The sequence below is a fragment of the Kineococcus rhizosphaerae genome, from assembly GCF_003002055.1.
Classification (GTDB): Bacteria; Actinomycetota; Actinomycetes; order Actinomycetales; family Kineococcaceae; genus Kineococcus; species Kineococcus rhizosphaerae.
The window spans coordinates 304,142-326,387 of sequence record NZ_PVZF01000002.1; the positions used below are offsets into that span (position 1 = coordinate 304,142).

Consider the following 22,246-nt stretch of genomic DNA (forward strand, 5'->3'; position numbering starts at 1 on the left):
CCGGCGGGCGCGCCAGAGTTCCCGTCATGGAGAGCACAGCAACGTCAGCGGCGGGCGTCTCGACCCGGACCGGGGCACCGCCGGCCATCGCGATCGACGCCCTGACCAAGCGGTTCGGCCAGGTCAGCGCCATCGACGGGCTCGACCTGGTCGTGCAGCCGGGCGAGGTCGTCGCGTTCCTCGGTCCCAACGGGGCCGGCAAGACCTCCACCATCGACGTCGTCCTGGGCCTGTCGCAGCCCACCTCCGGGTCGGTCTCCGTGTACGGCACGACCCCGCGCGAGGCCGTCGCCCACGGCTGGGTCTCGGCCGTCATGCAGACCGGCGGGCTGCTGCGCGACCTCACCGTCCGCGAGACCGTCGAGATGACCGCCTCCCTGTTCGCCCGCACCCAGCCCGTCGACGTCGTCCTCGAACGCGCCGGGATCTCCCCGATCGCCGGCCGCCGCGTCGGCAAGTGCTCCGGCGGTGAGCAGCAGCGGCTGCGCTTCGCGATGGCCCTGCTGCCCGACCCCCGCCTGCTCGTCCTCGACGAACCCACCACCGGCATGGACGTCGAGGGTCGGCGCGCGTTCTGGTCCGCGATCCGCGACGACGCCCGCCTCGGGCGGACCGTCGTGTTCGCCACCCACTACCTCGAGGAGGCCGACACCTACGCCGACCGGATCGTCCTCGTCGCCCACGGCAGGGTCGTCGCCGACGGCACCCCCTCGCAGATCAAGGCGTTGTCCTCCGGCCGCGTCGTGCGCGCCACCTGGCCCGGCGTCCGGCTCGCCGACCTCGACGGCCTGCCCGGCGTCGACGACCTCGAAGTCAACGGCGACGTGGTCCTCGTGCACGCCAACGACTCCGACGCCGTCGCCCGCCACCTGCTGACCCGCACCCCCGCCACCGACCTCGAGATCACCGCCCGCGGGCTCGAGGACGCCTTCGTCTCCCTGACCAGTTCGGAGGTCACCCGATGAGCACCACCCCCGCCGCCGTCACCAGCGCGCCCGCCCCCGGCGTCCCGCGCGGACTCGTCAACCCCGTCTACGTCCGGCTCGACGTCAAGCGCGTCCTGCGCAACCGCCGCACGCTGATCTTCACCGTCGTCATGCCGATCGTCTTCTACTTCGCGTTCGGCGCCTCCCAGAGCTCGGCCGACGCCAAGGGCTACGTCATGCTCAGCTTCGCCGTCTACGGGGCGATGGTCGCCGCCACCAGCGTCGGGGCGTCCGTGGCCGTCGAACGCGCCAGCGGCTGGAGCCGGCAACTGCGCCTGACGCCCATGCGCCCGGCCACCTACGTCGCCAGCAAGGTCATCGCCGCGGCGAGCATCGCGTTCGTCCCCGTCGTCGTCGAGCTCGTCATCGGCGCCGTGACGGGTGCTCGGATGCCGGCGCGGGCCTGGGTGATCGGCGGGCTCGTCGCCTGGATCGGCTCGCTCGTCTTCGCCGCCCTCGGCCTGGCCATCGGCTACCTCGTGCCGTCCGAGAACGCCATGCAGGTCATGGGGCCGGTGCTGGCCCTGCTGGCCCTCATGGGCGGGCTCTTCGTCCCGATCTCCCTGTTCAGCCACGGGCTGCAGACGGTCGCCTCCTTCACGCCCGCCTACGGGGTCGGGATCCTCGCGCACTGGGGGCTGGAGCACAGCGGCTCGTTCGTCGGCGCCGTCGCGAACCTCGTGGTCTGGACGGTCCTGTTCGGCGCGGCCGCGGCGTGGTTGTTCCGCCGCGACACCGGGCGCGTGTGACCGGCGGGAGGCCGGCGGCGGCGTGGGAGGGTTCTCCCGTGCCGCCGCCCGAACGCCTGCCCGCCATGCTCGTGCCGCGGATGCGCGGTGCGGGTTTCCTGTTCGCCGGGGTCTGGCTGCTGATCCTCGTCCAGACCGTCGAGGACGCCTGGGCCAACCCCGACCGGGAACTGGGCCTGGCCTCCATCGCCGCCACCGCGGTGTTCGGCGCCACCTACTTCCTGCTGCTCAGCCGCGGGTGGGCGCGGATGCGCAGTTCCGGCAAGCTCGGCGTCTCCGCCCGTGAAGCCGTCCTCGGCCTGCTGGTGCTCGTCGCCCTCACGGCGCTCGTCGTCCCCGGGGCCGGGACCAGCGGGTTCAACACCGTCTACTTCGTGTGCGCGTACGCCGCCTTCGCGCTGCCCGTGCGCCCGGCCCTGGCGGTGTTCGTCGTCCTCATCGGCGGGGTGGCCCTGCTCGGGCGGTTCGTCCCCGGCTGGTCCGACCTGGAGGGCACCGCGATCGGTTCCTTCTTCGCGGCCGTGGCGACGCTGGGCACGAGCCGGCTCATCGCCCGCGGCCGGCAACTGGCCGCCGCCCAGCAGGACCTCGCCCGCCTCGCCGTCACCGAGGAACGCGCCCGGTTCTCCCGCGACCTGCACGACCTGCTCGGGCACTCCCTGACCGTCATCACCCTCAAGGCCGAACTCGCCGGCCGCCTCCTCGACGTCGACGTCGACCGCGCCCGCACCGAGGTCGCCGACGTCGAACGACTGGCGCGCACCGCGTTGACCGACGTCCGCGCCGCGCTGGAGGGGTACCGGGAGGTGTCGCTGGGCACCGAGGTCGCCGGGGCCCGGCAGGCCCTGGCGGCCGCGGGGATCACCGCGAACCTTCCCGGCTCCGTCGAGGAGGTCCCCGCCGAGGCGCAGGAACTGTTCGGCTGGGCGGTGCGCGAGGGCGTCACCAACGTCGTGCGGCACTCCGGCGCCCGCACCTGCTGGGTCTCGGTGTCCTCGTCCTGCGTGGTCGTGGCCGACGACGGGTGCGGGCCCCGGCCCGGGGTCGGCGGGTCGGGACTGGCCGGGCTGTCGTCGCGCGCGAAGGAGGCCGGGGCCGCGGTGACCGTGGGCCGTTCCGAGCACGGCGGTTTCGAACTGGCGGTGCGCCGGTGATCCGGCTGCTGCTGGTCGACGACCAGGCCCTCGTGCGCGGCGCCCTCGCCGCGCTGCTGTCCCTGGAGGGCGACCTCGAGGTCGTCGGGGAGGTCGCCCGCGGCGACGCCGTCGTCGAGGCGTGCCGGGAACTGCGGCCCGACGTCGTGCTCATGGACATCGAGATGCCCGGCCTGGACGGCATCGCCGCCACCGCCGCCGTCCGCCGGGCCCTGCCGGCCGTGAAGGTCCTCGTCGTCACCACCTTCGGCCGCCCCGGCTACCTGCGGCGCGGGATGGAGGCCGGTGCGTCGGGGTTCGTCGTCAAGGACACCCCCGCCCGCGAACTCGCCGACGTCGTGCGCCGCGTCGCCGCGGGCCTGCGCGTCGTCGACCCGGCCCTGGCCGCCGAGTCCCTCGCCGCCGGGGTGAACCCCCTCACCGAGCGGGAGACCGGGGTGCTGCGGGCCGCCCGGACCGGGTGCACCGTGGCCGACATCGCCGTCGCGCTGAGCCTGTCCGAGGGGACCGTGCGCAACCACCTGTCCGCCGCGATCGGCAAGACCGGCGCCCGGACCCGCGCCGAGGCCGTGCGGCTGGCCGACGAGCGGGGGTGGCTGCTGTGACCGCGGCGGGGGCGAGGTATTGGCACGTTGACTCCCCGGTCCCTTTGATCGAGACCGGGGAGTCAACGTGCCGGAACCTCAACGTCGGCGGCGGGCCGTCTCGAGGATCCGAGTCAGCTGGCGCAGGAACCCCTGCGGGTCAGCCCGCACGTCGTGCGGTGCTGTGGTCATGACCAGCAGGCCCGCTTCCGCGTACCGACGTTGCTTCGCCTGGGTCCGGCGGACGGCGGAGGGGGACGAGTGCCACTGGAAACCGTCGACCTCGAGCACCACGCCGAGTTCCGGCCAGTAGGCGTCACCCAGACCGAGGAACACGCCGTCGACGACCACCGCCTCGTTCCAGAGCGGCTGGGGGAGAGCGGTCCCGGCGATGATCGCCCGGACTTCCCCCTCGGCGGCGCTGCGGGTGCCGTCGGCGACCTCGCCCACGACCAGCCGCGCCGGTGCGCTCCGTTGGCGAGGGCCCCTGAAGACCTCGTCGCGCAACTGACCCACGGTGCAGCGTCGTTGCTGGAGCACCTGACCGAAGATCTCACGTACGGACGCCACGTCGGCTCCGTGACGGGACGCGTCAGCGGCGGCGCGAGACGGTGATGCGACGCGGCAGCCGTTGACGACCGTGGTGTCGGGTCGACGCTGGGTGCGTTCGACCACGACGAAACCCGACGACAATCGTTTCTGGGACCACGGGATGAGGACCAGGACCTCGTCGGGGACGGGGATCCGGTTCTGGGTCAGGCCGTGCAGGTCGAGGGCGTGCACCCCGCTGAGCACGGCGTGCGGTCCGCAGTAGGCCAGCGCTGCCCGGCGTCTCTGGTCGACGCTCAGTCGCCCCCGGTGGCCGGCGATGACGCCGGGGACCACGCGTTGCCACGGCCCGTGGGCGATCCACCGCGAGATGGTGCCCTTGCGCAGGCCGACGGCCTGCAGTTCGCGGTGCGTGGCGATGGAGTCCTGGCGGGCCAGCAGGGCGTCGACGTCGGCGGTGTCGAAACTTCGGTGGCGAGGCATGCTGCGGATGGTGCGCCGATCCCGGGACCCGGACGGCGCACGGGGCCGGGGACGTGTGGACAACTCGGGGCTTCTGCGCCTGTGCACACCGTTGATGGCGCCGGGGAGCGGGCACGTTGACTCCCCGGTCCCGATCAAAGCGACCGGGGAGTCAACGTGCCGAAACCCCCGACCCCGCGCAGCCGCAGGAGTCGCGGTGGCGGAAGGTGGGGGGGATCCGCTCACGGCGGGGGGTCGGGGGGGCGGTGCCGTCGAGGCGCTCGAGGATCATCGTCACCGCGCGGGTCGCCATCGCGGGGACGTCCTGGTGGATGGCGGTGAGGCGGGGCTCGACGAGGTCGGCCCACTCGGGGTCGTCGTAGCAGACGAGGGCGACGTCGGTGGGGATGCGCAGGCCCAGGGTCCGCAGGGCGCGCAGGGTGCCGACGGTCATGGAGTTGTTGCCGACGACGACGGCGGTCGGTCGCTCACCCGCAGAGCTCGAGGAGAAGGCCGACAGGACGGCGGCCTCGGCGACGGCGGTCTCGCTGCGGCCGTCCAGGACGGTCCCGCTCAGGCCCCGGGCCGAGACGACGCGGGTGAAGCCCTCGCAGCGTTCGGACGTGGAGCTGAGCCCCTCGAGGCCGGCGACGAAGGCGAGGCGGGTGTGGCCGGCGTCGGCGAGGTGGCCGGTGAGCAGCGCGGTCGCCTCGACGTTCTCGGGAGCCACCTGGTCGAAGACGGAGCCGGCGAACCGGTCGAGCAGGACGGCGGGGATGCCGGCGCGCTCCAGGAAGGGCAGGGCCTCGTCGTCGGCGTGGACGGAGGGGGCCAGCAGCAGCCCGTCCACGCGCCGGTCGGCGAGCTCGTGGACGGCGCGCAGCTCCTCGACGGGGTCGTCGTGGGTGTCGGCCAGGACGAGGGAGTACCCGGCGCGGCGGGCGCTGGACTCGATGGAGGTCACGAGGTCGGCGAAGTGGGGGTTGGACACGAACCGGCTGGCCAGGCCCAGGGTCGTCGTGGAGGAGCGGGCCAGCGAGCGCGCCAGGGTGTTCTGCCGGTACCCCGTGCGGGCGATCGCGGCGAGCACGGCCTCGCGGGTGGGACCGCTCACGGTCCGGGTCCCGTTGAGGACGTGCGAGACGGTCGAGGCGTTCACCCCGGCCAGGCGGGCCACGTCGGCCATCGTCACCACGGTCCCAGCCTCCTCTCCGTGGCGTCACGGTCCGGCAACACCGCCGGACAAGCGCTTGCGCAAGCGCTTGTCAGGATTCTAGGGTCTGACGTGCTAGAAGATCCATCGACGCGAGGGAGCGTTCGCATGCGCGATCCGGGACACCACCAGCACCCCCTGGTCGTCGTCGGGTACGAGCCGGGTGACGAGCACGCCGTCCTCGAAGCCCTCGCCCAGGCCCGGCTGCGCCGCGGGACGCTCGCGGTGGTGGCCGCCGCCCCGCTGCCCGACGGGCTCCTGGTCCGCTGCCGCGCGGCGCCGGTCGGCCTCGACGTGCGGCTGCCGCCCGAGGGGGCGGACCTCGCCGAGGCACTGCTCGACCTCGCCGAGCGCGAGCACGCGGCCCTGCTCGTCGTGGGTCTGGCCCGCCGCGGGGTCGACGACCTGCTCGGCGGCCGCGCCCGTCTCGTCGTCCTCGAAGCCCCCTGCCCCGTGCTGTCGGTGCCCGAACCGGAGGCCGCCGGCTGCCTGGCCCCCGCCGGAGCGGTCACAATGGGGGTGTGAGCGCACCCACCCTGACCGCGACCCGGCCCCTGAGGATCGGCCCGCTCGTCTCGCCGACGCCCGTCGTCCTGGCGCCGATGGCCGGGATCACGAACTCCGCCTACCGGCGGCTGTGCCGCGAGCAGGGCGAGGGCTTCTACGTCAGCGAGATGATCACCTCGCGCGCCCTCGTCGAGCGCACCCCCGAGACGATGCGCCTCATCACCTTCGAGGCCGACGAGACCCCCCGCAGCCTGCAGCTGTACGGCGTGGACCCGCTGACGGTCGCCAAGGCCGTCGAGATGATCGTCGCCGAGGACCTCGCCGACCACGTCGACCTGAACTTCGGCTGCCCCGTCCCCAAGGTCACCCGCAAGGGCGGCGGTTCGGCGCTGCCGTGGAAGGCCACGCTCTTCCGCGACATCGTCCGCGGTGCCGTGCGCGAGGCGTCCAAGGGCGGCATCCCGGTGACGGTGAAGATGCGCAAGGGCATCGACGACGACCACCTCACCTACCTGCAGGCCGGCAAGGCCGCGGAGGAGGAGGGCGTCGCGGCCGTCGCCCTGCACGGGCGCACCGCCTCCCAGCACTACTCCGGCACGGCCGACTGGGACGCGATCGCGCGCCTGAGGGAGACCGTCACGACGATCCCCGTCCTGGGCAACGGGGACGTGTGGAGCGCAGAGGACGCCCTGGAGATGGTGCGGCGCACCGGGGTCGACGGTGTCGTCGTCGGCCGCGGCTGCCTGGGGCGGCCGTGGCTGTTCGCCGACCTGCAGGCGGGTTTCGCCGGTCGTCCCGAGCGGGTCAGGCCCGGGCTGCGGCACGTCACCCAGGTCCTGCGCCGGCACGCCGAGCTCCTGTGCCACTTCTACGAGGACGAGCTGCGCGGTTGCCGCGACATCCGCAAGCACATCTCCTGGTACTTCAAGGGCTACGCCGTCGGTGGGGACATGAGGGCCAAGCTGGGCCTCGTCGACACCCTGGAGGCGCTCGACGAGCTCATCGCCGGTCTCGACCTCGACCAGCCGTACCCGGGTGAGGCCGCCGAGGGCTCGCGCGGGCGGGCGGGGTCCCCGCAGGCGAAGGTCGCGCTGCCCGAGGGCTGGCTGGAGAGCCAGGAACTGACCGGCGTCGCCGCCGAGATGATCCGCCAGGCCGAGCTGTCGGTGTCCGGCGGATGAGCGGGTACGGGGACCAGGACACCGAGCGGTGGGCGAGCGAGCCCCCCAAGAAGCACTCGCGCAGCGCGTTCGCCCGCGACCGCGCCCGGGTCCTGCACTCCTCGGCGCTGCGCCGGCTCGCGGCCAAGACCCAGGTCGTGGGTCCCAGCACGGACGACTTCGTCCGCAACCGGCTGACGCACTCCCTGGAGGTCGCGCAGGTCGGCCGTGAGCTCGGCGCGGCCCTGGGCTGCGACCCCGACGTCGTCGACACGGCGTGCCTGGCCCACGACCTGGGCCACCCCCCGTTCGGGCACAACGGCGAACGGGCGCTCGCCGAGGCCGCCGCGGACATCGGCGGTTTCGAGGGCAACGCGCAGACGCTGCGCATCCTGACCCGGCTGGAACCGAAGTCGGTCGCCGCGGACGGTTCCCCGGTGGGGCTGAACCTGACCCGCGCGAGCCTGGACGCCTCGACGAAGTACCCGTGGCTGCACGGCAAGGCGCCGCGCGTCACGTCGAAGTTCGGCGCCTACGCCGACGACGCGGACGTGTTCGCCTGGTTGCGCGACGGGGCGCCGGAGAACCGACCCTGCGTCGAGGCGCAGGTCATGGACTTCGCCGACGACGTCGCCTACTCGGTGCACGACGTCGAGGACGCCGTGGTGGCCGGTCACGTGCGCCTGGACTGGCTGCAGCAGTCCGACATCCGCGCCCGCGTGGCCGCGCAGGTGCGCGACTGGTACGTCGCCGACGCCACCGACGAGGCCGTCGGCGCTGCGCTGCAACGTCTGTCGACCTCGGGGTTCTGGGCGGCGGAGGAACCCGGTGAGGTCTTCGGCGGCCGCCGGCACCTCGCGGCGCTCAAGGACATGACGTCGCAGCTCATCGGCCGGTTCGCCAACGCGGCCGAGCACGCCACCCGGGAACGGCACGGCGACGGCCGGCTCACCCGCTACGCCGCCGAGGTCGTCGTCCCGGCGGAGACCGCGCTGGAGGTGGCCGTGCTCAAGGGCGTCGCGGCGACGTTCGTCATGAGCGCCCAGGAGCGGCAGCCGTTCTACGCCCGCCAGCGCGAACTGCTGCACGAACTCCTGGCCGCGCTCGTCGATCGCGGGCCCGACGTCCTCGAACCGCCGTTCCGCGAGGACCACGACCTGGCCGCCGACGACGCGGGCCGGTTGCGCGTCGTCGTCGACCAGGTCGCCTCGCTCACCGACGTCTCGGCCCTGGCGTGGCACGAGAGGCTCACCCGCTCACTCCAGCGGTAGGGGTGGCGACGGCGGGTGCAGATCGCCCGCCGTGAGCGACCCCACGAGCGGGATGCGGTCCGCGCCGACGAGGAAGCAGCTGACGCGCGCGTCCCGACCGGCCACCGCGGTGGAGGGGTAGGACGAGGCGTACGTGACCGCCGCGGGGGTGAGCCCCGCGGTGAGCGCGAAGACCGTGCGTGCGCAGACGGCGTTGGCCGTCCAGCGCCGGGCTCCCTCGGTGGGCAGGTCGCCGGGATCGGGGAGCGCGACGACCTCGGCCTCGTGGGCGCGGGCACAGGACACGGCCCGCCCGTCGTCGAGGCACGTGCCCACGGCCCACGGCGGTGCGGAGTCCCGGCGCACCGCCGCGGGCGGGTCCACGTACGTCGTGCGGCCGTCGTCGGTCGCCACGGCCACGACCGTGACACCGAGCAGCACGACGCCGTGGGCGACGATCGCGGCGCCGGCGCCGACGGCGATCCAGGGGAGTCGTCGGGTCATGGGCAGGACGCTAGGAGGCTGCACTCGCCGGCAGGGCCGGTCCGGCGCCCGCTGTGGACGGCGGGTGCCTGTGGGTCCCGCGACGACACCCCGCTCCGGTCGTCCACAACCGGTGCGCGGGGCCGGTCAGCGGGCCCGGCGCCGCGCCGAGATCACCCCGGTGTCGAAACCCGCGAGGTGGAGGCCGCCGTGGAAGCGGGCGTGCTCGATCTTCAGGCAGCGGTTCATCACGACGGTGACGCCGTGCTCGGCGCCGCGGCGGGCGACGGCCTCGTCGGCCAGGCCCAGCTGCATCCACATCACGGGCGCACCGACCGCGATGACGTCGTCGAGGACGGCGCCCAGCTCGCTGGGTCGGCGGAACACGTCGACGAGGTCGGGGACCCCGGGCAGTTCCTCCAGCGACGGGTAGCTGGGCCGGCCGAGGACCTCGGTCTCGTTCGGGTTGACGAACCACAGCTCGAAGTCGGAATCGGCGAGCAGGTACGTCTGGACGAAGTACGACGCGCGCGACGGTTTGTTCGAGGCGCCCAGGATCGCGACGGTCCTGGTGCGGCGCAGGATCCGCAGGCGCTCCCCGGCACCGGGGGCGGTCCACCCGCTCGTCCCGCTCGTCGCGGGGGCGTCCTTGGAGCCGGTCGCGGCGGCGGCGTCGGCCGCGGCCTCCTGCAGGTTCCCGGGCGCCGCGACGGTGCCGGTGTCGGCGCTGGCGTCGGGCACGTTCTGCGCGGTCATCAGTTCCCCTTCACGGCGGCGGCGAGGGCCTGGTCGAGGTCCCAGAGCACGTCGTCGACGTCCTCGAGGCCCACGCTGATCCGGATGAGGTCGGCGGGGACCCCGGCGGCCTGCAGCTGCTCGGGCGAGAGCTGCTGGTGCGTCGTCGAGGCCGGGTGCAGGACGAGCGTGCGCGCGTCGCCGATGTTGGCCAGGTGCGAGCAGAGCTGGACGCTGTTGATGAAGCGTTCCCCGGCCGCGCGCCCGCCCACGACGCCGAAGGAGAAGACCGCACCGGGGCCCTCGGGCAGGTACCGCTCCGCCCGCGCGTGGTGCGGGTGCGAGGGCAGACCGGAGTAGCGGACCCAGGACACGCGCTCGTCGGCCTCGAGCCAGGCGGCGACCCGCTGGGCGTTCGCGACGTGCTCGCGCATGCGCTGCGGCAGGGTCTCCACGCCCATGAGCAGCAAGAACGCCGAGTGCGGGGACAGGGTCGCGCCGATGTCGCGCAGCTGCTCGCTGCGCAGCTTGGTCAGGAAGCCGTACTCGGCGAAGTTGCCCCACCACGACAGACCGCCGTAGGAGGCGACGGGTTCGGTCATGGCCGGGAACTTCCCGTTGTCCCAGGGGAAGGTCCCGGCGTCGACCACCACCCCGCCGAGGGTGGTGCCGTGCCCGCCGAGGAACTTCGTCGCGGAGTGGATGACGATGTCGGCGCCGTGCTCGATGGGGCGGCACAGGTAGGGCGTCGCCGTCGTCGCGTCGACGACCAGGGGGATGCCGGCCTCGTGGGCCACGTCGGCCAGCGCGCGGACGTCGGCGATCACCGTGGAGGGGTTGGCGACGAGCTCGGTGAAGACGAACCGGGTCTTGTCGGTGATCGCGGCGCGCACCGTCTCGGGCTCGGGGTCGACGAACACGGTGTCGACCCCGAAGCGGCGCAGCGTCACGTCGAGCTGGGTGACGGTCCCGCCGTAGAGGTTGTTGGAGGCCACGACGTGGTCGCCCGCCCCGGCGAGCGCGGCGAACGTGAGGAACTCCGCGGACTGCCCGCTGGCGCAGGCCAGGGCGCCGAGGCCGCCCTCCAGGGAGGCCATCCGCTCCTCGAACGCGGCGACCGTCGGGTTGGAGATGCGCGAGTAGATGTTGCCGTACTTCTGCAGCGCGAACAGGTTCGCGGCGTCGGCGGCGTCCTCGAAGACGAAGCTCGTCGTCTGGAAGATCGGGACGGCCCGGGCGCCCGTCGTCGGCTCCGGGACCGCCCCGGCGTGCACGGCGCGCGTGCGGAAGCCCCACGTGCGGTCGGTCGGGCTCGAGTGTTCGCTCACGGCCCGATCCTGCCACCCGCCGCCGGCGCCGGGGCGTCGGAGGCGGCGCCTACACTCCACCCGTGGCCGGGCGCATCCATCCAGACGACCTCCTCGCGGTCAAGGAGCGGGTGCGGCTCGACGAGGTCGTGGGGGAGCAGGTCACCCTCCGCAGCGGCGGGGTCGGCTCGTTCAAGGGGCTGTGCCCCTTCCACGACGAGCGCACCCCGAGCTTCACGGTCCGCCCCGCGACGGGGCGCTGGCGCTGCTTCGGGTGCGGTGAGTCCGGCGACGCCATCGAGTTCGTCATGAAGATCGACGGCCTGGGGTTCGCCGACGCCGTCGAGCGGCTGGCCCAGCGCGCGGGCGTGCAGCTGCGCTACGTCGACGACGGCGGCCGCACGGCGCAGCGGCCGGCGTCCAACGCCGGCCAGCGCCAGCGCCTGCTGGCGATGCACCAGGTCGCCGAGGAGTTCTACTCCCGCCAGCTCGAGGCGCCGGGGCCGGCGGAGACGGCGCGGACCTTCCTGGCCGAGCGGGGTTTCAGCCGGGAGGACGCGGCCCGCTTCGGGGTGGGTTTCGCCCCGAACACCGGCGACGCGCTGCTGCGGCAGTTGCGGGCCAAGGGGTACGGCGAGGAGGACCTCGTCACCTCGGGGCTGGCCGGGCAGGGGCAGCGGGGTCTGTACGACCGGTTCCGCGGGCGGCTCGTGTGGCCCATCCGCGACGTGTCCGGGCACACGGTCGCCTTCGGCGCGCGCCGGTTGTTCGACGACGACCGGATCGAGGCGAAGTACCTGAACTCGCCCGAGACGCCCGTCTACAAGAAGTCCCAGGCCCTCTACGGCCTCGACCTGGCCAAGCGGGAGATCTCGCGCACCAAGCGCGTCGTGGTCGTCGAGGGGTACACCGACGTCATGGCGTGCCACCTGTCCGGGGTGGGCACGGCCGTGGCGACGTGCGGGACGGCGTTCGGCGAGGACCACGCCCGGATCGTGCAGCGGATGCTGGGCGAGGCCGACGCCTCGGCCGAGGTGGTGTTCACCTTCGACGGGGACGCGGCCGGGCAGAAGGCCGCCATGAAGGCCTACGAACTGGACCAGCGCTTCAGCGCGCAGACGTACGTGGCCGTCGCCCCCGACGGGCAGGACCCGTGCGAACTGCGGTTGTCGGCGGGGGAAACGGCTGTGGCGCAACTGGTCGACGGGCGGGTGCCGCTGTTCGAGTTCGCCATCCGCTCGACGATCGAGAAGTTCGACCTGAACTCCGAGGGGGGCCGGCTCGCGGCGCTGGACGCCGCCGCCCCCATCGTCGCCGCGATCCGCGACCGCGGGCTGCAGCAGCGGTACGCCATCAACCTGGACCGCTGGACAGGGTTCCTCGACGAGCGGTTCGTCCTCGACCGAGTCCTGCGGGCCGGGGGCCGCCCGGCCCACTCCACCCCGCCTGCGCCGCCGCAGCGCCCGGCCGTGGACCTGAACGACCCGGTGGCCCAGCTGGAGCGGCGGGTGCTGTCGTGCGCGCTGCAGGCGCCGTGGTCGGTCGCGGAGGTCTTCGACGCCCTGGAGGCCGACGCGTTCGGCGCTCCCGGGCACCGGGCCGTGCACGACGCCGTCGTGGCCGCGGGCGGCCCGGCCGAGGCACCGCAGGGTCCGGCGTGGCTGGCCGCCGTGCTGGAGTACGCCGACGGGCCCGTGGCCTCGCTGGTGGACGAGCTGGCCGCGGCCGACCTGCCGGTCTCCAGCGAGGAGGAGCTGGAACGCTGGGCGCGCTCGCTGGTGGCCGCCCTGGCCGGGCAGGCCGCGACCCGGGCCGTGGCGGCGGCGCGCCGCACCCTGCAGCGGCTGGACCCCTCCTCGCAGGCCGAGGAGTACGCCGCGGCCTCGGCGGAGCTGTTCCGCCTCGAGACCGTGCGCCGGACCTGGCAGGAGCGGGCCCAGGGCGGCTGAGGCCCCGGGGTGTCCCGGGCCCGTGGAGCCTCAGGTGTGCACGGGCACCGCCGATGGACTGGTACGGTTGGACAGTCGTCACGGGGGGTTCACCCCGCTGACGAGAAGTAGTCCCGCATAGCTCAATTGGCAGAGCAGCCGGCTGTTAACCGGCAGGTTGTTGGTTCGAGTCCAACTGCGGGAGCACACGACAGGAGCTGCAGACCAGTGGTCTGCAGCTCCTTCTGCGTCCTGGCCCGGACGACGGTCCCGGCGTCGCCTCCCGGAGCGGTTCAGTTGCCTGGGGCATGATGTCGACGCCCACCGCCGACACGCCGGGAGACGACGATGAGCACGCCCACCCCGCCCGACGACGGCGAGCTGCAGCGGGCCGCCGCGGTGTTCGACGAGCTGCGCGCGGCGTTCGCCGTCCGCGTCGTCGGTCAGCACCGGTTGTTCGAGACCCTCGTCGTCACCCTCGTCGCCGGGGGGCACGTGCTGCTGGAGAGCATGCCGGGCCTGGCCAAGACGACGGCGGCCTCGACGCTGGCCCACGCGCTCGGCGGGACCTTCCAGCGCGTGCAGTGCACCCCCGACCTGTTGCCCAGCGACATCGTCGGCACCCAGGTCTTCGACGCCGCCCACGCCGAGTTCACCACCCGCCTCGGGCCGGTGCACGCCAACGTCGTCCTCCTGGACGAGATCAACCGCGCCAGCGCCAAGACGCAGAGCGCCATGCTGGAGGCGATGGCCGAGCACCAGGTGACCATCGCCGGCGTCACCCACCCGCTGCCCGACCCCTTCCTCGTCGTGGCCACCCAGAACCCCGTCGAGTCCGAGGGCACCTACCCGCTGCCCGAGGCGCAGCTCGACCGGTTCCTGCTGCAGGACCTCCTCGACTACCCCGCCGCCGCGGAGGAGGAGGAGATCGTCCGCACCCACCGCAGCGGCGCGGCCGCCGCCCCGCACCTGGCGACCGTCGCGCTCGAGGAGGTGCTGGCGCTGCGGGGACTGGCCCGGCGGGTGCACGTGGACCCCTCCCTGGTGAGCTACGTCGTCGCCCTGGTGCGCGCCAGCCGCACCGACCCCGCCACCGAGTTCGGCGCCAGCCCGCGCGCCAGCATCGCCCTGACCGGCGCCGCCCAGGCCCGGGCGCTGCTGCAGGGCCGCGACCACGTCCTGCCCGCCGACGTGCAGGCCCTGGCCCACCGCGCGCTGCGCCACCGCGTCGGCCTGAGCTTCGAGGCCCTGGCCGAGGAGGTGCGACCCGACGACGTCGTGGACCGGCTGCTGGAGCAGGTGCCCGCGCCGTGACCGCGCCCGCCCCGGCCCGGCGGGCTCCCGCCCCGTGCCGGGTCTCCCCGCGGCTCGCCGCGCTGCTCGCGGTCCCCGCGCACCGGCGCAGCTACGGCCTGCTGGAGGGGGACTGGGCCGCCGTCTTCACCGGACGCAGCCACGACTTCGACGACCTCCGTCCCTACGTGCCGGGCGACGACGTGCGCGACATCGACTGGAAGGCCACCACCCGCGGACCCCTGCCGCTCGTCAAGCGCTACGTCGCCCGCCGCGACCAGACCCTGCTGCTGATCGTGCCCACCGGCCGTGAGCTGGTCGCCGCCGCCCCGGGGGGCGGAGCGAAGCTGGCCGTCGTGCACCTGCTCGTGGAGGTCCTGGCCGCCGTCGCCGACGCCCGTGGCGACGGGACCGCCCTGCTCACCGGCCGGCCCGGCACCGTCACGGTGCTGCCCTCGCGGCGCGGTCTCGCCCACCGCGCGCGGCTGGTCACCACCGTCACCGCCGTCGCCGACGACCCACCCGTGGACGTCCCGGGCCTGCTCGCGCACGCCGCCCGGCTCCGGTTCCGGCGCTGCCTGGTCGTCGTCCTCGCCGACGACGTGGACGTCGACGCCGACACCGAACGGGCCCTGCGGCGGCTGGCGGTGCGCCACGAGGTGCTGTGGGTGACGGTCTCCGACGCCGACCCCACCACCGTGCCCGGACGGCTGCGGACCCTGCCCGGGCGCACGCTGCTGCCCGGCCGGGTCCGGCGCTCGCCGCGGGTGCGGCACGAGCACGCCGCGGCCGAGCGCGAGCGCCGCCGCGGCACCGTCACCGCGCTGCGGCGCTCCGGGGTCAGCGCCGGGCGCGTCGACGGGCCCGACGGCGTCGTCGCGGGCCTGCGCGCCCTCGTCCGGGAGCACGGCCGTGCCCGCCGCTGACGCCGGTCCCGGCGCCGGTGACCTGCGTGCCCCGGTGCCCTTCTGGCCGGGGTGGACCGTCCTGGGGGTCGTCCTGCTGCTGCTGGCCGTCGTCGTGCTGGCCTGGGCGGTGCGCCGCCCCCGCCGACCCCGGCCCGTGGCCCCCGCCCCGCCGGACCCCGTCACCGAGCCGTCCCCGGCGCTCACCGCGGCCGAGCGCCGGGCGGCCGCGCTGCGCGCGCTGGCCGAGGTCGAGCGCGAGGTCCGGGCCGGGACCCTGCCGGCGCGCGAGACCGGTCACCGCACCGCGGCGGCGCTGCGCCTGGCCGCGACCCCGGCCGCCACCGCGGCGCTGGCCGAGTGCCTGCCCTGGCAGTTCCGGCCCCGGCCCCCGCAGGACCCCGCGCCCCTGCTGCGCGCGGCCCGCGCCGCGCTGGAGGCCGAGGCGTGAACGCGCTCCTGCACCCCTGGCTCGTGCCCGTCGTCCTCGTCGCGGTGCTGCTCACCGCCGTCGTCCTGCTGCGCCGGGCCCGGGGCCGCGGCGCACCGGACCTCCTGCTCGCCCACGCCGACCGGCTGACGGCGCTGCCCGCCCACGCCCGGGCCCGGCGACGCCACCGGGTCCTGCTCGCCGCGCGGCTGCTGAGCCTGCTGGTGGCCGTCGTGGGCTGCGCGGTCCTGCTGGCCCGGCCCGTGGACGTCACGACGGTCGCACCGGACAGCCGCAGCCGCGACGTGGTCCTGTGCCTGGACGTGTCGAGCTCCATGTCCGCCACCGACGCCGCCGTCGTCGACGCCTTCGCCCGCATCGCCCGCGACAGCCCCGGGGACCGCGTCGGCCTGGTGCTGTTCGCCAGCCGTCCCGTGCAGGCCTTCCCGCTCACCGACGACGCGTCCTACGTCGCCGACCAGCTGGCCCGGGTCCGCGCCGCCTACGCGACCGGCACCACCGGATCGGTGGCGTGGGCGGGGACCACCGGCGGGGACGGCACGTCGGTCATCGGGGACGGGGCCGCGACGTGCGTGACCTCCTTCGACCGACTGGGCTCGCCGCGGGCGCGGTCGGTGGTGCTGGACACCGACAACGTCGTCTCGGGCCCGCAGCGCGTCACGATCGATCAGGTCGGGCGGCTCGCGGTCCAGCGCGGGGTCCGGCTGTACGCCCTGAACCCCGCCGAGCTGACCGACGACGCCACCCGCGGCGCCGCGGCGAGCCTGCGCGCGGCCGCCGAGGCCAGCGGCGGGCAGTACTTCCCGGTCTCCGCGCCGGGCACGGTGCCCGCCGTCGTCGACGCCCTGTGCGCCCGCGAGGCCGCACGGGGGACGGGAGCCCCGCAGCTGCTGCGGGTCGACGACCCGGTGGTGGTGGCCGTGGTGGTGGCGCTCGCCGTCGGGGTCCACCTGCTGCTGGGGGCCCTGACCGGGGACGCGCGCCGGCGGTGGGGTGCGTTCGTCGTCGCCGGTCTGGTCGCCGCATCCGTGGCCCTGGTCTGGGGACCGGTCGTCCCGGGCGGGTCCGCGCCGCTGCGCAGCCGCGACGTCGACGTGTACCTCGTCGTCGACGGGACCCTGAGCATGGCCGCGCAGGACGGCCCGGGCGGGCGCACCCGGCTGGCCGCGGTCGGCGACGACGTCGCCGAGCTGACCCGCCGCTACGCCGGGGCGCGGTTCTCCACGATCGTGTCGACCACGACGGCGGTCCAGACGATGCCGCTGACCACCGACGCCTCCGCCGCGCTCACCTCGGTGACCTCCCTCGTGCCGTCCACGGCGGGTTCGGCCTCCGGCAGCGACCCCCGGCAGGCGTCGGCCCTGCTGGGCCGGGTGCTGAGCGCGGGGGCGCGCACCGCCCCGGGGCGGGCGCAGCTGGTGTTCTACTTCGGGGACGGGGAGAGCACCAGCGACCGTCCCTCCGGACGCTTCGGCGCCGACGGGGTCGCCGGGGGAGCGGTGCTCGGCTACGGCACCGAACGGGGAGGACCGATGCGCGAGAGCCCGCTGGACGGCGGGTCCGACGCCTTCGTCCAGGACACCCGCCCCGGGCACACCGGCGACGCCGTCTCGCACGAGGACCCCGCGACGCTGCGCGCCATCGCCACCGAGCTGGGGGTCCCGTTCGTGCAGCGCGACGCCGGGGCCTCCTTCGACCCCGTGGTCGCCGACGCTGCCCCCGGGCGGTTGCGGCCGGTGGACGGTGGGCGTGGCACGGGCACCCCGCTGACGTGGGTCGTGGCCGGGCTGCTGCTCGTGGCCCTGGTGGCCGACGGGGCGCACTGGTGGACCCGGAGGCGTTCGTGAGGCCCCGCACCCGGCGGCGGCTGGTCGCCGTCCCGCTGCTGGCGGTGCTGCCCGCCGTGGTGGCGCTCAAGCTCCTGACGCTGGGGCCGGTGCTGGAGCACCGCCCCGACCTGCTGCGCGTCGCCGACGTCGTCGAGCCGTGGAAGTCCAGCCTGGCCCGCGGCGACGCCCGCTTCGCCGCCGGGGACCTGCCCGGGGCCGCGGCGCAGTTCGCGACGGGCCTGCGGCGGGCCCCCGACGACGGCAGTCGCTGCCGGGTCCGGGTGAACCTCGCCCTCACCCAGCTGCTGCAGGCGCAGGCCGCCCTCGACGCGGGGAAGGACGACGGCCTGGCGCTGATGACCACGACGGCGGCGACCACCGACGACCGCTCCGGCGAGCGGTGCGCCGCCGCGGACGAGAAGACGCTGGCCGACGTCTCGGAGGCCGCGCGCCAGGCCCAGGCGCAGGCCCAGCTGCCGGACCTGCCCGGCCGGCAGGCCACCCCGGTGGCCCCGCCCGAGGGGGCACCCCCGGCCGTCCCCGATCAGGAGGACCTCGACGCCCTGGCCCGCGACGCGCAGCAGGGCGCGGCCGAGCGCTCGGCCCAGGGCAGCCGGGACGCCTACGCGGGCGACGACTTCCGGATGTCCAGCACTCCCTGGTGAGCAGACCTCAGGCCGGGGTGTAGGGGGTCTGGGTCAGGGTGCCCTGCTCGCACACGGGCCCGGCGACCCACGGGACCGCGAGGTGGTCGACCTGGTCGGGGGGGATGACGAGCAGGGAGGTCGGGACCGCCTCGCAGTCCCCGCTCGCCGGTTCGCCGACGCCGGTGTCCGCGACCGTGGACCACGTCAGCGTGGAACGGGCCGCGCCGCCGGGCACCAGGACGACCGTCGTAGAGGCCGTGCCGCTGCGCACCTGCCGGGACAGGACGGGCACCCCGTCGCTGCGAGCCAGGGAGACGCCGCCGAACCCCTTGAGCCGGCAGGTGGCGTCACCGAGGTTGGTCAGGGTGAGGGTCGCCGTCGAGGTGGACCCGTCCGCGGTGGCCGGGGACACGGCCGCCACCAGGGAGGCGACCGTGCACGTCGTCACCGGCGCCCGGCTCGTCGTGGGCGAGGCCGGCGACGAGGTGGCCGATGAGGGGGCCGATGAGGGGGCCGGCGAGGTGGCCGACGAGCTCCCCGAGGCACCGGCCGTCGGGGTCCGCGCGGGTCGGTGGGGAACGGCGGGTGCGGTGGTGCTCGCCGGTGCGCTCCCGGGGGCGGCCGTCGGCCCGGTGGTGGCCGGGGTCGTGGCCGGGGCGGGTGCAGGGGTGGTCGGGGTCTCGTCCGGCTGCTGGACCGACAGGCCCACCGCGGCACCGCCGGGGTCCCCGGGCCGCACCTGCACCCCCGCCTGCACCGAGCATCCGGTCAGGGCCGCGAGCGCGAGCAGGCAGGACAGCGCCCGGGCGGGCAGGCGGTGGGGCACCGGCCCATCGTAGGAACCCGGGGCCGGCGGCGGGGCCCGTGTGTCAGGACGGACACACGACCTCCCTGCCGGGACACCTCCCCGGGCGGTGGGCGCGCGAGATGATCGGCGCGTGCCGACCATCCTGCTCGCCGACGACGAGTCCGCCATCACCGACAACCTGGCACCGCTGCTGACGCGCTCCGGGTTCGACGTCGTCGTCGCCCACGACGGCCAGGAGGCCCTGGACCGGTTGCGCGCCAACAGCCCCGACCTCGTGGTCCTGGACGTCGTGATGCCGCGCCTGGACGGTCGCGCCGTCCTGCGGCGCCTGCGCCAGGAGCGCTCGACCACGCCGGTGATCCTGCTGACCCAGGTCGGGGAGTCCAGCGAGCGGGCGATGGCGCTGGAGGAGGGCGCCGACGACTACCTCAACAAGCCGTTCGACCCCCAGGAGCTCATCGCCCGCATCCGTGCCGTGCTGCGCCGCGGCGAGGGCGGCGGGGCCGGGGGCCTGGGGCAGTTCCAGCGGCTGCGCAGCGGGGCGGTCCTGCTGGACCGGGTGTCCCAGCGCGTGTGGAAGGACGGGCGCGAGGTCGTGCTGACGCCGCGGGCGACGGCGCTGCTGGCGTACCTCATGACCCACCCGGACGAGGTCATGACCCGCGAGCGCCTGCTGGAGGCGGTGTGGGGGTGGAGCTTCCAGACCAGCACGCGCTCGGTCGACACCCGCGTGGCGGAACTGCGCCGCGAGCTGGAGGACGACTCCTCCGACCCCCAGCTGATCACCACCGTCCTGGGGACCGGGTACCGGTTCTCCGGGCACGTCGAGAAGGCCTGACGTGGCGCTGCGCACCCCCGCCCGCACCACCCGTCCCGTCCTGCGGCGGCTGCTGACCCCGCTCCTGCTGCTCGGCGTGCCGCTGCTGCTGGCGGTCGCGGCGCGGTGGGCCTGGAGCAGCGGCCGGCTGCCGGGTGGGCACGACCGGGTCCTCGTCCACGCCGCGGCCGAACCCGGCGACTGGGCGCTGGTCGCCGGGGCGGTGCTGTCCGTCGTCCTCGTGCTGCGCTGGTGGCTGCGCCGCCGCGCCCGGGCCGCGGTGCGCCGGGCCGGGCAGGAGGCCGCCGCCCGGGCCGGGGCGCAGTCCGCCCGCGACCGCCAGCTGCTGCTGGGCCGCCTGGACCACGAGCTGAAGAACCCCCTGACCGCGATCCGGCTGGCCCTGGCCAACGTGGCCGCCGAGGAGTCCTCCCCGGAGCAGCGGGAACGGGGGTTGCGCAGCATCGAGGAGCAGGTCCTGCGCCTGAGCCGGCTGACCGCGGACCTGCGCAAGATCGCCGACGTGCGGACCGCTCCGCTGGCCCGCCACCGGGTCGACCTGACGGCGCTGCTGGAGGAGGCCGTCGAGGTGGTCGGGGAGCAGCCGCGCGCCGAGGGCCGGCGCATCAGCCTGGACCTGCCGCGCGCGCCGTGGCCGTTGCCGCCGGTGCCCGGCGACGGGGACCTGCTGTCCCTGGCCCTGGTGAACCTCGTCGACAACGCGGTGAAGTACACCCCGGCCGGCGAGCACGTCGAGGTCCGCGGGCGCGAGACCCCCGAGGGTGTCCTGGTGGAGGTGGCCGACACCGGCCAGGGGATCCCGGCCGAGGACCTGCCCCACGTGTGGGAGGAGCTGTTCCGCAGCCAGTCCGCCCGCTCGGTCGCCGGCAGCGGGCTGGGGCTGCCGCTGGTGCGGGCCGTGGTGGAACGTCACGGCGGGACGGTGTCGGCGCAGAGCCGGGAGAACCGGGGGACCGTCGTGCGCGTGGTGCTGCCGGTCACCGACCCCCCGGACGACGTGAGCGCCGACGCGAGCGCGGATCCGGGCGCCGACCCGGTCGGGGGCGCGCCCGGGGACGTGGCGGCGGGGGTCGTCGAGCGGGGGTGAGGACCGGGCCCGGTCCTGGACCCGGACGGTCTGCGACGCGGACGGTCGGGCCTCCGTGGCGGCCCGGTGGTCCCGGTGTGTCGAGACGGTTGCACGAGGTCCCGGGACGGTGTCAGCGCCGTCACCCCGGTGCCACACCGCGTCCCTAACGTCGTGGGTACGGCCGCAACGGCGGCCGCACCCGGGGCCTGAGCGCCCCGACCGACACGTCGAGGAGAACACCATGCGTGGGAAGATCACCGTTGCCGCCGCCGTCCTGGCCGCCGCCGGGATCGCCGGAGCCGGCGCGGCGTCGGCCGCCACCTCCAGCGCCTCCACCGCTGCGAAGGTGCCGACCGCCACGGCCATCCACTTCGCCCCCGGCAGGAGCTCGGCGCACGTCTCGGGCCACGTCGCCGCCGGCGGGGACCGCCGCTACACCTTCGTCGCCCGCGCCGGGCAGACCGCCACGTTCCACCTGTCGCGCAGCACCTCGGCGATGACGTGGACTCTCGTCGGCCCGACGGGCCCGTCGGTGCACAACGCCCACAGCCCCCGCCAGAGCGACTTCACCTACCGCCTGCCCGAGTCGGGCACGTACTACGTCGACATCGTCTCCACCCGCGCCGCCAGCTACGACCTGAGCCTGGCGATCCCGGCCACGACCTCGTCCTCGTCGGCGACGCCGGTCACGGTCCAGCAGAACGGCGACGCGACCTCCAGCACCGGGCAGAAGCTGCGCTTCGCCCCCGGCACCACGGCCCTGACCGTGGCCGGCGGGGTGGGCACCACGGAGACGGCGCACTTCCGGTTCGACGCCGTCGCCGGGCAGCGCGCGGTGGTGGACTTCAAGGACATCTCCCCGCAGGGCAACTGGACGCTGGTGGCTCCCGACGGCTCGCCGCTGCACACGGGCATGACCGAGCAGCAGGCGCACGCGACGGTGACGTTGCCGCAGACGGGGACCTACCGGCTGGACGTGCACTCGCCCTCGGGCAGCACGTTCGACCTGTCGCTGTCCATCCCGCGGAACTGACCGAACTGACGGAACTGACGGAACTGACGGGGAAGGACTGACGGCGCCCCGGACCGGGGCGGGGTCCGCGCGCGGAGGGGAGGCGCGGACCCGACCCGGGGTGCTGGTCGGTCCGGATCCGGGGAACCCCGACGGGCTGCGGTGACCGGGGGTGGGCCGTCGGGGAGGCGGTTCGCGGGTTCGCCGGGCGGTCGGCAGGAGTTCCCGGTCACGGGGGACGCGCAGTGGCGAGCACCCCGGAAACCTGCGAGAACCCGTGGCGGAACGTGTGAACCGCAGGACCGGGAACCCACGACGACGTGGGTG

22 protein-coding genes and 1 tRNA gene are annotated in these 22,246 nt (G+C 75.1%); 17 read left to right on the forward strand and 6 right to left on the reverse strand.

Annotated features, from left to right (window positions below; genetic code table 11):
- Positions 1-26 precede the first annotated feature (26 nt).
- From CLV37_RS05615 to CLV37_RS05630, 4 genes are read left to right on the forward strand one after another with little or no spacing between them, the layout of a single operon-like run.
- Entirely contained in the window at positions 27-965 is a 939-nt protein-coding gene (locus CLV37_RS05615; protein ID WP_106207981.1) for an ABC transporter ATP-binding protein, read from the forward strand.
- On the forward strand, positions 962-1,735 hold the full coding sequence (locus tag CLV37_RS05620; protein WP_106207983.1) for an ABC transporter permease: 774 nt from the start codon (positions 962-964) through the stop codon (positions 1,733-1,735). The genes CLV37_RS05615 and CLV37_RS05620 overlap by 4 nt, the downstream gene beginning before the upstream one ends.
- A gap of 38 nt (positions 1,736-1,773) precedes the next feature.
- Complete coding sequence (locus CLV37_RS05625; protein ID WP_211298419.1) at positions 1,774-2,889, forward strand: sensor histidine kinase; 1,116 nt, start codon at positions 1,774-1,776, stop codon at positions 2,887-2,889.
- Positions 2,886-3,494 (forward strand): response regulator transcription factor, encoded by a 609-nt coding sequence (locus tag CLV37_RS05630; protein WP_106207985.1) that lies wholly within the window; start codon positions 2,886-2,888, stop codon positions 3,492-3,494. Before CLV37_RS05625 ends, CLV37_RS05630 begins: the two co-directional genes overlap by 4 nt.
- Positions 3,495-3,572: 78 nt before the next feature.
- Here the strand turns inward: CLV37_RS05630 and CLV37_RS05635 are convergent, their stop codons facing one another.
- The gene (locus CLV37_RS05635; RefSeq protein WP_106207987.1) at positions 3,573-4,505 is read right to left on the reverse strand and encodes a hypothetical protein; all 933 of its coding nucleotides are present in this window, start codon (positions 4,503-4,505) and stop codon (positions 3,573-3,575) included.
- 151 nt (positions 4,506-4,656) lie between these two features.
- Positions 4,657-5,670 carry a LacI family DNA-binding transcriptional regulator gene (locus tag CLV37_RS05640; RefSeq protein ID WP_245885265.1) on the reverse strand — a complete coding sequence of 338 codons (1,014 nt, stop codon included), beginning with the start codon at positions 5,668-5,670 and terminating at the stop codon, positions 4,657-4,659.
- 135 nt (positions 5,671-5,805) lie between these two features.
- On the opposite strand from CLV37_RS05640, the gene CLV37_RS05645 reads away from it, so the two are divergent.
- The 3 genes from CLV37_RS05645 to CLV37_RS05655 are packed head-to-tail and all read left to right on the forward strand — an operon-like array spanning position 5,806 to position 8,635.
- Positions 5,806-6,222, forward strand: coding sequence for a universal stress protein (locus CLV37_RS05645; RefSeq protein ID WP_106207991.1), 417 nt, complete (start codon positions 5,806-5,808; stop codon positions 6,220-6,222).
- Positions 6,219-7,385, forward strand: coding sequence for a tRNA dihydrouridine synthase DusB (gene dusB / locus CLV37_RS05650; RefSeq protein ID WP_106207993.1), 1,167 nt, complete (start codon positions 6,219-6,221; stop codon positions 7,383-7,385). The genes CLV37_RS05645 and dusB overlap by 4 nt, the downstream gene beginning before the upstream one ends.
- Positions 7,382-8,635: a deoxyguanosinetriphosphate triphosphohydrolase gene (locus CLV37_RS05655; RefSeq protein WP_106207995.1), complete on the forward strand. Its 1,254-nt coding sequence runs from the start codon at positions 7,382-7,384 to the stop codon at positions 8,633-8,635. The genes dusB and CLV37_RS05655 overlap by 4 nt, the downstream gene beginning before the upstream one ends.
- Here CLV37_RS05655 and CLV37_RS05660 read toward each other — a convergent pair.
- From CLV37_RS05660 to CLV37_RS05670, 3 genes are all read right to left on the reverse strand, one after another.
- Positions 8,621-9,118, reverse strand: a complete 498-nt coding sequence (locus tag CLV37_RS05660) for a hypothetical protein (RefSeq protein WP_106207997.1) — start codon at positions 9,116-9,118, stop codon at positions 8,621-8,623. The genes CLV37_RS05655 and CLV37_RS05660 overlap by 15 nt on opposite strands.
- Positions 9,119-9,244: 126 nt before the next feature.
- A complete protein-coding gene (locus tag CLV37_RS05665) occupies positions 9,245-9,853 on the reverse strand; it encodes a CoA-binding protein (RefSeq protein WP_106207999.1) in 609 nt (202 codons plus the stop codon).
- Complete coding sequence (locus CLV37_RS05670; RefSeq protein WP_106208001.1) at positions 9,853-11,160, reverse strand: O-acetylhomoserine aminocarboxypropyltransferase/cysteine synthase family protein; 1,308 nt, start codon at positions 11,158-11,160, stop codon at positions 9,853-9,855. Before CLV37_RS05670 ends, CLV37_RS05665 begins: the two co-directional genes overlap by 1 nt.
- A 62-nt stretch (positions 11,161-11,222) precedes the next feature.
- On the opposite strand from CLV37_RS05670, the gene dnaG reads away from it, so the two are divergent.
- From dnaG to CLV37_RS05705, 7 genes are all read left to right on the forward strand, one after another.
- Positions 11,223-13,088 carry a DNA primase gene (gene dnaG / locus CLV37_RS05675; protein ID WP_106208003.1) on the forward strand — a complete coding sequence of 622 codons (1,866 nt, stop codon included), beginning with the start codon at positions 11,223-11,225 and terminating at the stop codon, positions 13,086-13,088.
- Between the two features lie 111 nt (positions 13,089-13,199).
- A tRNA-Asn gene (locus tag CLV37_RS05680) sits at positions 13,200-13,272 on the forward strand.
- Between the two features lie 143 nt (positions 13,273-13,415).
- Positions 13,416-14,381, forward strand: coding sequence for an AAA family ATPase (locus CLV37_RS05685; RefSeq protein WP_106208005.1), 966 nt, complete (start codon positions 13,416-13,418; stop codon positions 14,379-14,381).
- Complete coding sequence (locus tag CLV37_RS05690) at positions 14,378-15,286, forward strand: DUF58 domain-containing protein (protein WP_106208007.1); 909 nt, start codon at positions 14,378-14,380, stop codon at positions 15,284-15,286. Before CLV37_RS05685 ends, CLV37_RS05690 begins: the two co-directional genes overlap by 4 nt.
- Positions 15,273-15,716, forward strand: coding sequence for a hypothetical protein (locus CLV37_RS27405; RefSeq protein WP_106208009.1), 444 nt, complete (start codon positions 15,273-15,275; stop codon positions 15,714-15,716). The genes CLV37_RS05690 and CLV37_RS27405 overlap by 14 nt, the downstream gene beginning before the upstream one ends.
- On the forward strand, positions 15,713-17,563 hold the full coding sequence (locus CLV37_RS05700; protein ID WP_106208011.1) for a VWA domain-containing protein: 1,851 nt from the start codon (positions 15,713-15,715) through the stop codon (positions 17,561-17,563). Before CLV37_RS27405 ends, CLV37_RS05700 begins: the two co-directional genes overlap by 4 nt.
- Positions 17,560-18,210 carry a hypothetical protein gene (locus tag CLV37_RS05705; RefSeq protein WP_146149308.1) on the forward strand — a complete coding sequence of 217 codons (651 nt, stop codon included), beginning with the start codon at positions 17,560-17,562 and terminating at the stop codon, positions 18,208-18,210. Before CLV37_RS05700 ends, CLV37_RS05705 begins: the two co-directional genes overlap by 4 nt.
- Before the next feature lie 7 nt (positions 18,211-18,217).
- Here the strand turns inward: CLV37_RS05705 and CLV37_RS26950 are convergent, their stop codons facing one another.
- Entirely contained in the window at positions 18,218-19,018 is an 801-nt protein-coding gene (locus tag CLV37_RS26950) for a DUF4232 domain-containing protein (RefSeq protein WP_146149309.1), read from the reverse strand.
- Positions 19,019-19,130: 112 nt separating this feature from the next.
- Here CLV37_RS26950 and CLV37_RS05720 point away from each other — a divergent pair, with 112 nt between their 5' ends.
- The 3 genes from CLV37_RS05720 (at position 19,131) to CLV37_RS05730 (ending at position 21,940) form a co-directional block, all read left to right on the forward strand.
- Positions 19,131-19,838 carry a response regulator transcription factor gene (locus tag CLV37_RS05720; protein ID WP_211298420.1) on the forward strand — a complete coding sequence of 236 codons (708 nt, stop codon included), beginning with the start codon at positions 19,131-19,133 and terminating at the stop codon, positions 19,836-19,838.
- Position 19,839: 1 nt separating this feature from the next.
- Positions 19,840-20,925 carry a sensor histidine kinase gene (locus CLV37_RS05725; RefSeq protein ID WP_106208022.1) on the forward strand — a complete coding sequence of 362 codons (1,086 nt, stop codon included), beginning with the start codon at positions 19,840-19,842 and terminating at the stop codon, positions 20,923-20,925.
- Between the two features lie 223 nt (positions 20,926-21,148).
- Entirely contained in the window at positions 21,149-21,940 is a 792-nt protein-coding gene (locus CLV37_RS05730) for a peptidase (protein WP_106208024.1), read from the forward strand.
- Positions 21,941-22,246 lie beyond the last annotated feature (306 nt).

What these genes read in the sequence shown, in the direction of transcription:
- CLV37_RS05615 (WP_106207981.1), top strand. Translation starts at nt 27, where the DNA reads ATGGAGAGCACAGCAACGTCAGCGGCGGGCGTCTCGACCCGGACCGGG.
- CLV37_RS05620 (WP_106207983.1), top strand. Translation starts at nt 962, where the DNA reads ATGAGCACCACCCCCGCCGCCGTCACCAGCGCGCCCGCCCCCGGCGTC.
- CLV37_RS05635 (WP_106207987.1), bottom strand. Translation starts at nt 4,505, where the DNA reads ATGCCTCGCCACCGAAGTTTCGACACCGCCGACGTCGACGCCCTGCTG.
- CLV37_RS05640 (WP_245885265.1), bottom strand. Translation starts at nt 5,670, where the DNA reads ATGGCCGACGTGGCCCGCCTGGCCGGGGTGAACGCCTCGACCGTCTCG.
- CLV37_RS05645 (WP_106207991.1), top strand. Translation starts at nt 5,806, where the DNA reads ATGCGCGATCCGGGACACCACCAGCACCCCCTGGTCGTCGTCGGGTAC.
- CLV37_RS05655 (WP_106207995.1), top strand. Translation starts at nt 7,382, where the DNA reads ATGAGCGGGTACGGGGACCAGGACACCGAGCGGTGGGCGAGCGAGCCC.
- CLV37_RS05660 (WP_106207997.1), bottom strand. Translation starts at nt 9,118, where the DNA reads ATGACCCGACGACTCCCCTGGATCGCCGTCGGCGCCGGCGCCGCGATC.
- CLV37_RS05665 (WP_106207999.1), bottom strand. Translation starts at nt 9,853, where the DNA reads ATGACCGCGCAGAACGTGCCCGACGCCAGCGCCGACACCGGCACCGTC.
- CLV37_RS05685 (WP_106208005.1), top strand. Translation starts at nt 13,416, where the DNA reads ATGAGCACGCCCACCCCGCCCGACGACGGCGAGCTGCAGCGGGCCGCC.
- CLV37_RS05730 (WP_106208024.1), top strand. Translation starts at nt 21,149, where the DNA reads ATGCGTGGGAAGATCACCGTTGCCGCCGCCGTCCTGGCCGCCGCCGGG.